Annotated in this window: 15 protein-coding genes; 2 read left to right on the top strand and 13 right to left on the bottom strand. The window is 71.9% G+C overall.

Going from position 1 to position 13,149, the window contains the following annotated elements:
• Positions 1-3: 3 nt before the first annotated feature.
• The gene (locus tag ACI3KY_RS09215; protein WP_404929874.1) at positions 4-696 is read right to left on the bottom strand and encodes a hypothetical protein; all 693 of its coding nucleotides are present in this window, start codon (positions 694-696) and stop codon (positions 4-6) included.
• Between the two features lie 72 nt (positions 697-768).
• Positions 769-1,392: a dephospho-CoA kinase gene (gene coaE / locus ACI3KY_RS09210; RefSeq protein WP_404929873.1), complete on the bottom strand. Its 624-nt coding sequence runs from the start codon at positions 1,390-1,392 to the stop codon at positions 769-771.
• 504 nt (positions 1,393-1,896) lie between these two features.
• Here coaE and ACI3KY_RS09205 point away from each other — a divergent pair.
• A complete protein-coding gene (locus ACI3KY_RS09205) occupies positions 1,897-2,640 on the top strand; it encodes a response regulator transcription factor (protein ID WP_404929872.1) in 744 nt (247 codons plus the stop codon).
• 45 nt (positions 2,641-2,685) lie between these two features.
• Here the strand turns inward: ACI3KY_RS09205 and ACI3KY_RS09200 are convergent, their stop codons facing one another.
• From ACI3KY_RS09200 to ACI3KY_RS09175, 6 genes are all read right to left on the bottom strand, one after another.
• Complete coding sequence (locus ACI3KY_RS09200) at positions 2,686-3,849, bottom strand: hypothetical protein (RefSeq protein WP_404929871.1); 1,164 nt, start codon at positions 3,847-3,849, stop codon at positions 2,686-2,688.
• The gene (locus tag ACI3KY_RS09195) at positions 3,846-5,519 is read right to left on the bottom strand and encodes a sensor histidine kinase (RefSeq protein ID WP_404929870.1); all 1,674 of its coding nucleotides are present in this window, start codon (positions 5,517-5,519) and stop codon (positions 3,846-3,848) included. Before ACI3KY_RS09195 ends, ACI3KY_RS09200 begins: the two co-directional genes overlap by 4 nt.
• Positions 5,520-5,578: 59 nt before the next feature.
• Positions 5,579-6,148, bottom strand: a complete 570-nt coding sequence (locus ACI3KY_RS09190; RefSeq protein ID WP_404929869.1) for a GIY-YIG nuclease family protein — start codon at positions 6,146-6,148, stop codon at positions 5,579-5,581.
• Positions 6,149-6,305: 157 nt separating this feature from the next.
• On the bottom strand, positions 6,306-7,754 hold the full coding sequence (gene rpsA, locus ACI3KY_RS09185) for a 30S ribosomal protein S1 (RefSeq protein WP_404929868.1): 1,449 nt from the start codon (positions 7,752-7,754) through the stop codon (positions 6,306-6,308).
• Between the two features lie 307 nt (positions 7,755-8,061).
• A complete protein-coding gene (locus ACI3KY_RS09180; protein ID WP_404929867.1) occupies positions 8,062-8,838 on the bottom strand; it encodes a PH domain-containing protein in 777 nt (258 codons plus the stop codon).
• A gap of 2 nt (positions 8,839-8,840) precedes the next feature.
• Positions 8,841-9,008, bottom strand: a complete 168-nt coding sequence (locus tag ACI3KY_RS09175) for a hypothetical protein (RefSeq protein WP_194415721.1) — start codon at positions 9,006-9,008, stop codon at positions 8,841-8,843.
• 172 nt (positions 9,009-9,180) lie between these two features.
• On the opposite strand from ACI3KY_RS09175, the gene ACI3KY_RS09170 reads away from it, so the two are divergent.
• Positions 9,181-9,474 (top strand): DUF503 domain-containing protein, encoded by a 294-nt coding sequence (locus ACI3KY_RS09170; protein WP_404929866.1) that lies wholly within the window; start codon positions 9,181-9,183, stop codon positions 9,472-9,474.
• A gap of 3 nt (positions 9,475-9,477) precedes the next feature.
• Here the strand turns inward: ACI3KY_RS09170 and ACI3KY_RS09165 are convergent, their stop codons facing one another.
• The 5 genes from ACI3KY_RS09165 to ACI3KY_RS09145 all read right to left on the bottom strand — a co-directional run bounded on the left by ACI3KY_RS09165 (position 9,478) and on the right by ACI3KY_RS09145 (position 13,047).
• On the bottom strand, positions 9,478-10,122 hold the full coding sequence (locus ACI3KY_RS09165) for an SDR family oxidoreductase (RefSeq protein ID WP_404929865.1): 645 nt from the start codon (positions 10,120-10,122) through the stop codon (positions 9,478-9,480).
• A gap of 53 nt (positions 10,123-10,175) precedes the next feature.
• Positions 10,176-11,339, bottom strand: coding sequence for an NAD(P)-binding domain-containing protein (locus ACI3KY_RS09160; protein WP_404929864.1), 1,164 nt, complete (start codon positions 11,337-11,339; stop codon positions 10,176-10,178).
• 83 nt (positions 11,340-11,422) lie between these two features.
• Entirely contained in the window at positions 11,423-12,199 is a 777-nt protein-coding gene (locus ACI3KY_RS09155; RefSeq protein ID WP_404929863.1) for an isocitrate lyase/phosphoenolpyruvate mutase family protein, read from the bottom strand.
• Positions 12,200-12,239: 40 nt separating this feature from the next.
• A complete protein-coding gene (locus tag ACI3KY_RS09150; RefSeq protein ID WP_404929862.1) occupies positions 12,240-12,680 on the bottom strand; it encodes a YchJ family protein in 441 nt (146 codons plus the stop codon).
• A 1-nt stretch (position 12,681) separates the two neighbouring features.
• Complete coding sequence (locus tag ACI3KY_RS09145) at positions 12,682-13,047, bottom strand: TraR/DksA family transcriptional regulator (protein WP_404929861.1); 366 nt, start codon at positions 13,045-13,047, stop codon at positions 12,682-12,684.
• Positions 13,048-13,149 lie beyond the last annotated feature (102 nt).

Genomic DNA, 13,149 nt, shown 5'->3' with positions numbered 1-13,149 from the left:
CGTTCAGCCTCCGAAGCCCCCGCCTCCGCCGTCGAACCCTCCGCCGCCGAAGCCCCCGCCGTCCATGCCTCCGAAGGAGCCGCCGTCGAATCCGCCTCCGCCGGCGTCGTAGCCGCCGCCTGCACCGCCGTCGAACCCCGAAGCACCCGGATCGTAGGTGTCGCCCACCCACGCGGGCTCCGAGCCGATGGCGAGCGAACCGGCACCGACCGTGTAGTACGCCGCCACGGAGCTCGAGAGCAGGAACTGGTTGGCGACGATCGTCATGACGCCGGCGTTCAGCAGCATCGCCTGCACGTCGACGCGGTCTCGGGGATCACCCGGGTCGCCGTCGTCGCCCGCGACCGCGACCGCCGTACGTGCAGGATCCTCGGCGGCGCGGGCCGCGGCATCCGTCTGCGCCCTCGCCGCACGCGCCGCACGATGCTCGTCGGCTCGGCGGACGAGACGCGCGATCACTGTGGGGTCCTCCGCCGCGGCGTCGCGCTCGGAATCGGCCAGGAACGGACGCAGCTGCTCGAACAGCTCGCGGCGACGCTGCGGCGGCAGATCCTTGAACGCCGAGGCGTGCGCGCTCTCGATCACCGATGCCGGAAGCGTGTTGAGGAGATAGACGTAGCGCGCGATGCGCTCTTCGTCCGAGCCGGCACGGTACGGGGCGGCGCGACGGCGCCGGAACCACGAGAGCACACCCACGCGACACCTCCATCGGTCTGCCTCCAGGGTAGCCCGCACTGCCCGTGTGCGGGCCGACGGCGGGCCCGCCGGTCAGGGCCGCGTCGCGCGCCCGGCCACGTGCTCGTCGAGGCGGTCCCAGAGCTCGTCCACCTGGCGGATCGTCTGATCGAGGCTGCCCGAGGTGTCGATCACCACGTCCGCGATCCGCAGCCGCGCCTCGTCGGGCACCTGAGACGCGATGCGCGCCGCCGCATCGGCGGGACTCAGCCCTCGCAGCTCGACGAGGCGCTGGGCGCGCACGTCGGCGGGCGCGTGCGCCACGACGATGAGGTGCCACGGGTCGTCCACGCGCGCCTCGACGAGCAGGGGCACGTCGTACACGACGACCGCATCGGGGTCGGCCGCGAAAGCCTCGGCGAAGCGGCGAGCGGACTCGGCCCGCACAGCGGGGTGCACGATCGCATTGAGCCGGGCGATCGCGGCAGGATCTCCGAACACCCGGGTTCCGAGGGCGGCGCGATCCAGCGACCCGTCGGGGCGCAGCATCCGCTCGCCGAACGCGTCGACGATCGCCGCCAGCACCGGTGCACCGGGCGCCTGCACCTCGCGCACGAGCTGGTCCGCGTCGACGACGACGGCCCCGCGCTCGGCCAGGCGGCGGGCGATCGTGGACTTTCCCGAGGCGATGCCTCCGGTGAGGGCGACGAGCGGCATGCAACGAGCATGCCATGCAGAGTCCTTGACGGCTTCCTGAGGCGGGCCTGAGCCCGCGCTGAGGCCGCGGCGATAGCCTCGGGTCACCCGAAGGACAGTCCACCCGTGCAGCTGGGGAAGGGCGCAAGTGAACGCGACACGCGACACGGCGTACAACCGCTCCGCGTCCTGCTGCACGCATCGCGCCCGTCATCCTCGAGATGGCGGGAGCAGGCGGATCGTCCAGAGGTGCGGACCGGCAGCCCGCGTGGGGACGACGGCAGCCATTGTCCGTGCACCGAGGACGCGCGCAGGGCGGGATATGGGGAAATCTCCCGCCCTCCGCGCGTCCCGCATGTTCGCCGAGGCATCGCCCGTGGGCGACCTCGACGCTCGGGCGCCACGCCCGTCCGGACGCCTCGCGTGACCGGCGGCGCGCCGCCTTTCCCATTCCGCGGCGCGTTCTGGGATATCCTGACCGACGTCCAGGACCCGTCGACACCCCCGGGTCCGGAGGGTGCATCGGTGGAAGAAGCGCGCGTCGCCGTCGTGATCGAGGACGAAGAGGACATCCGTTCGCTCCTGTCGACGGTCCTCGCCCAGGCGGGGTTCGAGGTGCACGGCGCGGCCAACGGCGCCGACGGCGTGGAGCTGGTGCGTGCGCACAGGCCCATCGTGACGACGCTCGACGTCAACATGCCCGGCATCGACGGTTTCGAGACCGCCAAGCGCATCCGGGCGATCAGCTCGACCTACATCGTGATGCTGAGCGCCCGCAGCGAGGAGATCGACGCGCTGCAGGGACTCGAGGCCGGCGCCGACGACTACGTCGCCAAGCCGTTCCGCCCGCGCGAGCTCCGTGCCCGGATCGACGCCATGCTGCGTCGACCGCGCCATGTCGCGGTTCCCGATGGCGAGGCGCCGGTGGCGTCCGGCCCCGCCGACGAGGTGTGGCTCGAGCACCACGGCCTGCGGCTGAACGCCGCCGCCCACCTGATCACCGTCGACGGCAACGACGTCGAGCTGACGCGCAGCGAGTTCGACATCCTCGCCGATCTGCTCGTCGCCGGCCGTCGGGTGCGCGCGAAATCGGATCTCGCGCTGATGCTGCGTGGCGACCAGTACGCCGTCAGCGACTTCGTCTCCGACAGCGATGCGCGCGCCATCGAGGTGCACATGGCGAATCTGCGCCGCAAGCTCGGCGAATCGCCTGCCCAGCCGCGCTGGATCGAGACGGTGCGCGGCGTCGGCTACCGACTCACCGCGTGACGCGTCGGCCGGCGGTGCGGGAAGCCGGCCCTCCGCGCCCCGGCGCTACTCGCCGTCGTCGAGCAGCACCGACGTCTCTACGTCGACGGCCGCACGGCTGGCCGCCTCCCGCGCCGCGCGGATGAGCGCCGCCGGGTCGTAGCCGGCGGTCTCGCTGAGCGCGACGCCGACGCCGACCACCGGGATCACTCCCCCGCCGACCTTGCCGAGGTCGTCGAAGAGGCCGCGGTAGAGGGCGCCGGCCTGACGTCGCGCCTCCTGTGCGGAGGCGACGGCGGCGCCGACGACCAGACCGGTGGGCCCGTCCTGCCCCACGACGGCATTCGTCGGCGCGTGCTGGCGCACGCCGGTGCGCCAGGTGGCCGACACGGATCCCGCCACGTCGCTCCCGAAGGCGGTCGAGATGGGGTCCAGGTCGTCCAGGCGGATCGCCGTCACCGCGACCGTTTCGTTGCGTCGCGCCGCGCGCCGACAGGTGCCCTCGAGGACGACCGCGAACGTTTCGGCGCTCACGATGCCCTGCTCGTCGTCGACCCGCTGCGCGTCGCGCAGGTAGCCGCGCATCGGCGCCCGGCTCGCCCGCAGCACCGAGGTGACGACCACGGCCACGATCGTCAGCGTCACCGTGAGGAAGCTCGTGCTGACGGTGCCGAAGGCCGCCTGGAACAGGGCGCTGTCGGGGCCGGACGTCACGAATGCGGTCGTGCGCGACACGTAGAACAGCGACTGGAACCCGAGCACCGCGCCGAGCACCCAGGCGGTCCGGGATTCGCGCATGTCGCCGCGCAGGCTCTCGACCGAGCCGGCGGCGGCGAAGGCCAGCAGCGGGATGAACATCCACAGCGCCCCTGCCCAGTCGCCGCCGTCCGGGCCCTCGACCGCCACGCCGACCGCCGCCCCCACGACGGCGACCGCCACCACGATCGACGACCATCGCATGCGCCGCCGGTTGAAGCGGCGGCATCCCAGCCACATGCATCCGGTACCGGCGACGAAGGCGGCGTTGCCGACGGCGATGGCCCACCAGACGTCGGACTGCACCCAGACGGTGTACGCCAGGGTCGTCAGCATCGCCGAGAGGAACGCGATCGACCAGATTCGTCCGGCCCCCTCGTCACGGCGCAGCAGCGTCTCGACGATGAACAGGACGCCGCTCACGTTGACCACCAGTGCGGTCATGATGAGCACGCTCGCCAGATCCAGCGTCATGGCGCGTCTCCTTCCGGGGCGATCGCGGGCAGCTTCACGATGAAGGTCGAGCCGATCCCGGGGGCGCTGTGCAGGGCGAGCTCGCCGCCGTGGGCGCGCACGATGTCACGGGTGATCGAGAGCCCGAGACCGGTGCCCGCCCGCCGATCCGTCCCCGCCTTGTAGAAGCGCTGGAAGAGGCGTGAGCGATCGGCGTCCGAGATGCCCACCCCGGTGTCGCGCACCAGGATCCAGCTCGACGTGCCGTCGGTCGTCGTGCCGACGAAGACGGTGCCGCCATCCTTGTTGTAGGCGATGGCGTTCGAGACCAGATTGTCGACCACCTGCCGCAGCCGGAGCGGATCCGCCCACGCAGTCGCCGGCTCCAGGCCCGTCTTGTCGATGGTGATCGCGCGCGCGGCGGCGCGCGGCAGCGCATCGGCCGCGGCGGCGGCCACGACTTCGCGCGCGTCGACCTGCTGTGGGGCGAGGGATGCCTCGACCGACGACGGCGACGAGCTCGACGCGGCGAGGATGTCGGCGACGATGCGCAGCAGCCGCTCGGCGTTGCGCTCGGCGATATCGAGGCTGGCGCGCACCGCATCGGGCGTGTCGGGATCTTCGATCGCGAGGTCGAGGTAGCCGAGGATCGCCGTCAGCGGGGTGCGCAGCTCGTGCGACACAGAGGCCACCAGCTCGTCGCGCGCGCGCAGCGCCGTCAGCTCCGCCGTGACATCGCGTGAGACGACCACCGCACCCGCGTCGGCGCCGTCGGGATCGGTGAGCCGGCGGGCGGTGATGGTGAGCGCGCGGCGCGGACCCGGCTCGGCCCCGAACCAGACCACCTGGTCGTCGAACGACTCGCCTCGGCGCGCCCGCTCGAGCGGGAGTTCGTCGGGCGGCAGCGGAGAACTGCCGTCGTCGCGGAAGGCGGGAACCTCGGCGCTGTCGTCCTCGGGCTCCGCGCCCAGCTGCAGCCGGCCGTGCGCCCCATTCGTGACCGCCACCCGCCCGGCCGGACTGATGCGGACGACGCCGAAGTCCACGGCATCCAGTACCTCCGTCACCACCTGCTCCTGCCGCCGCGTGCGCGCCAGGACGCTCTGCAGCAGCTGCGACTGCTTGGCCAGCAGCATCCGCTGCGCATCCGACCGGCGGGCATTGAGGTGGCTCGTGGCGGCGACGGCGATCAGCACGAGCGGCAGCAGCAACGTGCGGTAGGTCACCTCGGTGGCGCTGAGCGCGGTCAGCACGCTGACGATCCCGGCGATCGCGACGATCACGCCGAACAGACCGAGGAGGCCGAACCCGCCCGCGAGCCAGGTCGTGGGAAAGATCCAGAGGAGGCCCAGCACCGTGTCGGGCGCCGCGATCTGCATGAGCGTGATCGCGAGGATGTCCACCGCGGGCACGACCGCGACCCAGCCGTACGGGAGTCGGCTCCAGGGGACGACGAGCGTCGCGGCGGTGACGACGACGACGATGACGACGCCGCCGAAGAACAGCAGCGGCTCGCCGCCGAACGGTCCGACCGCCACCAGCACGCCCAGCACGAACACCACCGCCGCAAGCAGCAGCTGGTTGAGCATCGCGGTCCGCCCGCGGGTGCGGTCGGCGGCCTCGGGCGCGGTCACGCCGTGGCGGGGGCGCGCCGCGGGCGCACCCGAGTCGCCCGGCATCGCGGCGGTCATACCGCGACGGTAACGGATGCCACGGCCCCGGGTGGGCAGGGCGCGCTCGGCGTCGTCGATCACCCCTGTGCCGCGAGCGCCTCACTCCGCCACCGGGCGTGGAGCTGCCACGGATCGTCGACGCCCGCCGCGAGCACCGCGATGTGCGCCATGAGCGCTTCCGAACGGCGGAACCACTCCGTGCGCGGATAGCGGTCGGCGGCGAACTGCACGTGTCGTCGGTGCTCGAGCCCGCGGCCGCCGCGCTCGAACGCCAGCAGCTCGTCGTGCCAGAGCGCTCCCAGGCGCTGCCGCGGGTTGGCGCTCGTGCCGATCTTCACCCGGTCGGCGTACCCGAGGTAGTAGACCACGTCCACTCGCGGCGGCGCGATCTCGGCATCGGGGATCTCGCCGTGCCGCCACTCGCACACCGCACAGAGCCACCCCGACGGGTAGTGCACGCCGAGCCGGGATCCGCAGAGACGGCACGGCGACGGCAGCACGTCGGTGAGCCCGTCGTGCGCGGCGCCCCAGTCCGCCGCCGCAGCCAGGTGCCTTTCGCAGAGCGGGATCGGAGCGTCTTCGGGCACCGGGCCGCGGCATCCGTCATCGTCCACCACGCAGTGCACGGGGAGTCGGTTCGCAGGCACACCGCGAGAGTACCCGCCACCACCGACGCGCCGGCCGGCGGGAACGCCGCGGATACGCCGGGGGTACGCGAAAGGGCCGCCGCCCGCCGACCTTGCGGTCGGGGGCGGCGGCCCGTTCGGAACCAGCGGTTCAGAGAACCGGCGGACTCAGCTCAGATCAGCGACCCGAGAGCTTCTCGCGCAGAGCGGCGAGGGCCTCGTCGTCCGCGAGCGTGCCACCGGAGCCGCTGTCGGACGAGTACGAGGACGAGCCGCTGTCGGCCGGGGCGGCTGCCTCGGCCTCGAGAGCCTTCGTGACGGCGGCCTTGTGGGCCTCCCAGCGAGCGTGGGCAGCGGCGTACTCCTGCTCCCACTTCTCGCGCTGCTCGTCGAAGCCTTCGAGCCACGCGTTGGTCTCGGGGTCGAAGCCCTCGGGGTACTTGTACTCCCCGTTCTCGTCGTACTCCGTGACCATGCCGTACAGCGCCGGGTCGAACTCGGTGCCGTTGGGGTCGACCGACTCGTTCGCCTGCTTCAGCGAGAGCGAGATGCGGCGACGCTCGAGGTCGATGTCGATGATCTTGACGAAGACCTCTTCGCCGACCGACACGACCTGCTCAGCGAGCTCGACGTGCTTGCCCGACAGCTCCGAGATGTGCACGAGGCCCTCGATGCCGTCCGCGACGCGCACGAACGCGCCGAACGGGACGAGCTTGGTGACCTTGCCCGGAGCGACCTGTCCGATCGCGTGCGTGCGGGCGAAGACCTGCCACGGGTCCTCCTGCGTCGCCTTGAGCGACAGCGAGACGCGCTCGCGGTCCAGGTCGACCTCGAGGATCTCGACGGTGACTTCCTGACCGACCTCGACGACCTCGGACGCGTGCTCGATGTGCTTCCACGAGAGCTCGGAGACGTGCACGAGGCCGTCCACGCCGCCCAGGTCGACGAACGCACCGAAGTTGACGATCGACGAGACCGTGCCCTTGCGGACCTGGCCCTTGTGCAGGTTGTTGAGGAACGTGGTGCGCGACTCGGACTGCGTCTGCTCGAGCAGGGCGCGGCGCGACAGCACGACGTTGTTGCGGTTCTTGTCGAGCTCGAGGATCTTCGCCTCGATCTCCTGGCCGAGATACGGCGTCAGGTCGCGGACGCGGCGCAGCTCGATGAGCGAAGCCGGGAGGAAGCCGCGAAGGCCGATGTCGACGATCAGACCACCCTTGACGACCTCGATCACGGAGCCGGTGACCACACCGTCGTTCTCCTTGATCTTCTCGACGTCGCCCCAGGCACGCTCGTACTGCGCGCGCTTCTTGGACAGGATGAGGCGGCCTTCCTTGTCCTCCTTCTGGAGAACGAGGGCTTCGACCTCGTCGCCGACCTTGACGACCTCGTTGGGGTCGACGTCGTGCTTGATGGAGAGCTCGCGCGAGGGGATGACGCCCTCGGTCTTGTAACCGACGTCGAGGAGCACCTCGTCGCGGTCGATCTTGACCACGGTGCCCTCGATGAGGTCGCCGTCGTTGAAGAACTTCAGGGTCTTCTCGACCGCGGCCAGGAAGTCCTCGGCAGATCCGATGTCGTTGATCGCGACCTGCTTGGTGGCCGGGGCGGTCGTTGCGGTAGTCATGTAGTGGGTTGTCCTTGTTGGGGTGGTGTCGGGCTCCGGCTTTCAGCGGCTTCCATCGCGCAAGGGCGAACGGATGCCTCGAGCCGAGGCGAAGCGGATTTTTTCTGCGATGTCACCCGGATCCTGCGGATCCGGAAGGCCGGTGCGAACCGGGACCTGAGCGTGGCGAAACAGCCACACGAGTGACACTCCAGGGTAACAGAACGCGCGGGTCGCCCGCGATGTTCCCGCGGGACCCGGAATCGGCGCCATTGCGGGCCGCGCCGCGGGTGCCGCACGGCCCTGGCCGGGACGCTGCGCAGTGCGCTCAGCGGGGCAGCTGGATCGGCGCGGTGTTCGTGCGGTCGGGATCGAAGGGCGCCTCGCCGTCCGACGCGGGCTCCCCCCGCAGCTGTGCGAGCCGCTCGTCCTCGCGGCGCTGGGCGTCAGCGAGCCAGTCCCATCCGGACGAGGTCGCCACCGGCCGCACCTCCGGCACCGGCGCCGTGGGGTTGTCGTCCCGGCGCACCTCGGTCGTGGTGACGGACACCTCCGGCTGGGGGGCCATCGGCGGCACGATGTGCGCGCCGCCGAACTGATCCGCCCGTCCTGCCGCGCCGCGGAGGCCGGCCTGCTGGATGACCCGCTGGATCGTGAGTCCGCGCTCGTCCGGATCGCCCACGTAGCGGATCTCGCGGAGCCCCTGCTCCTGCGCCGCCGACTCGAAGACGAAGTGGCCGTATCCGAAGATCCGTCCCACGACCGGCTTGTAGACGGAGATGTCGAGGATGCGCGCGAGGGGCATGGTCGCGATGCGCTGGGAGAGGATGCCGTGCACGCGGAACACGCGCATGTTGGTGATCACGAAGCGGTCGGTGTGCTGTTCGAAGTACCGCCAGATCGCGTGGCCGGTCACCGCGGCGCCGAGGAGCGCCGGCACCCACCACGCCTGGGCGGGCACGAAGAACGCGAAGAGGAGGACGACGATGCCGCCGAACATCTCGAGCACCGCCGATACCGTGGCGGCCCAGTGCTTGCGGACTTCGTCGACGACGTGCTCGCCCTGATCGGTGATCAGGTGCTTGTCGATCCGCGGATCGAACATGCTCAGCCCGCGGCGAGAGCCATGAAGAAGTCGACCACGGCGGCGCCGGCGCCCCAGACGGCGCCGATGGCGCCCTGCACCGCATTCGCCGCATCGTGCGGGCGGGTGATGAGGTAGAACGCCGCGAACGCGATGACGAGCACGACGACGATGCGCTTCACGAGCTTCACGGTCCGGGGTTCCCTTCGACTTCTGCTGTTCTACCGCACGGGGGGCGATGTGTGCGCAGGCGCGCGGGCGCGTCGCCATCCTGCGGCGGCTGGATCGCCGCCCGCGCGTCGACCAGCGACGCGCCTTGAGGGTAACCCGAGGGTCCTCCCTCAGCGGTGGCACCATGGAGCCATGTGGATCGGGTGGATGGAGTTCGACCTGCTGCTCGGCGACACCCGCTCGTTGAAGGAGAAGCGCAGCGTGCTGCGACCGATCATCGCCGAGCTCAGCCGGCGCACCGAGGTGGCGGCCGCCGAGGTCGGCGAGCACGATCTGCACCGGCGGGCGGGCATCGGCGTGTCGATCGTCGCCGCGGACGCGACGCACGTGCGCGACGTGCTGGACCACGCCGAACGGCTCGTCGCGGAGCGTCCGGAGGTCACCCTTCTGTCGGTGCGGCGCGGGCTGCACTCGAGCGACGACTGAGGCTCAGCCCGCGATCGCGTGGCCGATCGGCTCGCCGCCGCCGCCGAACCTGATCGTGCGCCCGATGGTGCTGTCGTCGGCGATCGTCGCGGCGATCACCGCCGCCACGTCCGCGCGCGATACCGCCCCGTCGTCCACCGGATCGAGCGCGATGCGGCCGCTCGGCGGATCGAGGGTGAGCGTGCCGGGCGCCAGGATCGTCCAGTCCAGCGCGCTGCCGGCGAGATGCGCGTCGGCCGCCCACTTGGCGTCGGCGTACGGGAAGAACGACGAGTCCGCGGCGACACCGTGGTCGGCGCGCGAGCCGATCCACGACACCATGACGTAGCGCAGCGCGCCGGCTGCGGCCGCCGCGTCCATCGAGCGCACGGCGGCGTCGCGGTCCACGGCGTACGTGCGCGAGGGGCTGCCGCCGCCCGCGCCGGCCGACCACACCACGACGTCGTTGCCCGCGATGAGGTTCGTCAGCTGGTCGAGATCGAGGATCTCGACGTCGGCGACCACCGGCTGCGCCCCGGTCGCGGCGACCTCCGCCTCCTGTGCGGATTCGCGGATGACGGCGGTCACGGTGTGGCCCTGCGCGACGAGCAGGGGCTCGAGGAGCAGGGCGACCTTGCCGTGTCCGCCGAAGATCAGGATGCGCGCCATGGGGGCTCCTTCCGTCGCACGACCCACGCTAGCCGCGGTCGGGTCGCCGCGCATCAGGCGACCAGCTCGTCCAGCGTGTCCGCGGCGACCGGTTCGGGAGCGACTGGGGCATCTGGGGCGAGTGCCGACGACGATGCGCGCTGGTCGGCCATGATCGCGCGGACGGCGTCGCGACCGGCGCGATTGGCACCGACCGTCGACTGCGAGGGGCCGTAGCCGATGAGGAAGAGGCGCGGCTCGTCGATCGAGCGCCCGTTCTCCACGCGGAAGCCGCCCTCCGGCGTGCGCAGGCGCAGCGGGGCCAGGTGGTCGAGAGCGGGCCGGAACCCGGTCGCCCACAGGATCGCATCGGCCGGCTCGAACGAGCCGTCCGGCATCCGCACGCCGTCCTCCTCGATCGAGGCGAACATCGGATGCCGCACCAGCACCCCGCGCGCCTGGGCAGCCCGCGCCCAGGGCGTCCAGTGCATGCCGGTCACCGAGATGACGCTCCCCGGGGGCAGGCCGCGGCGCACGCGGTCCTCGACGCCCGCGATCGCGGCCACGCGCGCCGGGATGTCGAAGTCGGCCTCGACCCACTCCGGCTCCCGCCGCGTCACCCAGAACGTCTCGGCGACGTGGGAGATCTCATCGAGCAGCTGCACGGCCGAGACGCCGGCGCCGACGACGACGACGCGCTGTCCGCGGAATTCCTCCGCCGAGCCGTAGTCGGCGACGTGCAGCTGCCGGCCGCGGAAGCGCTCCTGTCCGGGATAGTGCGGCCAGAACGGCCTGGTCCATGTGCCGGTGGCATTGATGACGAACCGCGCCGACCAGCGTCCTCGATCGGACTCGACCAGCAGCCTCCCGTGCGGGTCGTCGTCGGCACGGCGCACTGCTGTGACGTTCACGGGCCTGAGCACGTCCAGCGCGAAGAGCGCCTCGTAGTCGGCGAAGTACGACGGCAGGATGTCGCGGCTCGCCGCACGCGGATCGGCCGGCGGAACAGCGAACCCGGGCAGTTCGTGGATGCCGTTGACCGTGGCCATCCTGAGGGACGGCCACCGGTGCTGCCATGCGCCGCCGGCACGGGGCGCAGCATCCAGGACCAGGAACGTCGGCTCCGCGCCGGTCGCCCGCCGCAGCGGCACGAAGCCGCGGCGCTGCAGGTGGTAGGCGGCCGAGAGGCCCGCCTGTCCCCCGCCGATCACGATGACGTCGACGGCTGCGGGCTCCATGCCGGCCTCAACAGCGTCCGGCCCGCGGGGATTCCCGCGGGCCGGACGCGACGATCGCACGATCGCCGCCGTGTGCGCAGAGCTCAGTTGAGGGCGCGCGTGGATGCCGGGATCACGCCGTCGCGGTAGAGGTCGGCGGCGACGTCCTGCAGCGCGGTGAGCGCGACGCGCTGCGGCAGCGGGCCGTAGGAGACACGAGCGACGCCGAGAGCCTCGTACTCCCCCGCGGTCAGCGCACCGGGCAGACCGATGACGCTGATCTTGCGCTCGCCGATGCCCTCGACCAGGCGCCGGGTGATGTCGGCATCGAGGATGCCCGGCACGAACACCAGGTCGGCGCCGGCGGCCAGGTACGCGCGGCCGCGTTCGATGGCGTCGGCGATCGATTCCTCGACAGGGCGCTTGCCCGCCCGGACGAAGGCGTCGGTGCGGGCGTTCAGGACGAAGGGCACGCCTTCGGCGGCGCCGGCGGCGACGATCGCATCGACGTCCGCCACCGCCTCGTCCAGCGGCCGCAGCCGGTCCTCGACGTTCGCACCCACGACACCCTTGCCGATCGCCCGCCGCACCGTCTCACCGGCGTCGCCGTACCCGCCGTCGAGGTCGCTCGTGACGGGAAGATCGCCCGCGGCCTCCACGATCCGGCCCAGCATGTCCAGGGTGATGTCGAGGGGGATCTCGCCGTCGGGATAGCCGAACGTCGCGGCGATCGCGTGGCCCGCCGTCGCGATGGCGCGGGTCTCGGGAAGGGCGGCGACGGCGCGGGCCGACACGGCGTCCCAGACGTTCACGACGCGGAGGATCTCGGGCGCGGCGTGCAGCCGGGCGAGGGTCTGTGCTTTCTCAGCCTGAGTGGTCATGCCTGTCACGCTATCGGCGCGGCACATGGCCGAGGGCCGCTCAGGACGGGCGGATCTCGCCGTCCAGGTACCACCAGCGTCCGCTTCGTCGCAGGAACCGGCTGCGTTCATGCAGTGCGCCCGTTTCGCCTCCGTGGCGCCAGGTCGCCCGGAACTCCACCACCCCGCGCGTGTCGCCCTCCGCGCCCGCATCGACATCCACGATCTCGAGTCCCGTCCATCGCTGGGCGGCGTCCAGGACCAGCTCGTCCGGGCGCGTCCCTGGATGCCATGTCTCCTCCAGGTACCGCTCGTCGCCGACGACGAACGCCGTGTAGCGCGACCGCATCAGCGCCTCAGCGGTCGACGGCGGGGATCCGCGCAGCGCGGGGGCGCAGCATCCGTCGAAGCGCGCCCCGCTGCCGCACGGGCAGGCATCACCGTCCGCGACGCGCGGGAAGCCCTCCGGCGCGGCGCGCGAGGCCGCGGCACCGAACGACACGTCAGACGCCGGCCTTCTCCGCGCACGTCACGCAGCGGGTCGCGAACGGGCGTGCACGCAGACGCGCGATGGGGATGCCGCGGCCGCAGTCCACGCAGATGCCGTAAGTGCCGTCCTCCCAGCGACGGACGGCCTCGTCGATCTCGACGATCTCGCGGCGCGCGGCCTCTTCGAGCGCAATCGCGCGGGACCATTCGCCCGACAGCGTCACGCCCTCGGGATCGTGCTCGTCGTCGGCGACGTCGCCGCGACGGTCGGCGCGCAGTTCGGCCAGGTTCTCGTCGATGGCCACGACGCGCGCCGTCGCGGCGTCGTGCAGCTCGTCCAGGAGCGCTCGCAGCTCGGTGCGGCTCGCGGCGGTGGTCATCGCATGAGGATACGCCCGCGTGTCAACACCCCGCGGTAGCCGGCACCGGGATGTCGGGGCCGACCACTTCGTTGCAGCACAGCGGCTGCACGGCCGGCGTGG

It is taken from the genome of Microbacterium sp. ZW T2_14 (genome assembly GCF_044987405.1).
Taxonomy (GTDB): domain Bacteria; phylum Actinomycetota; class Actinomycetes; order Actinomycetales; family Microbacteriaceae; genus Microbacterium.
The sequence above is the reverse complement of the archived record's forward strand: the minus strand, read 5'-3'. Positions and strand labels throughout refer to the sequence as shown.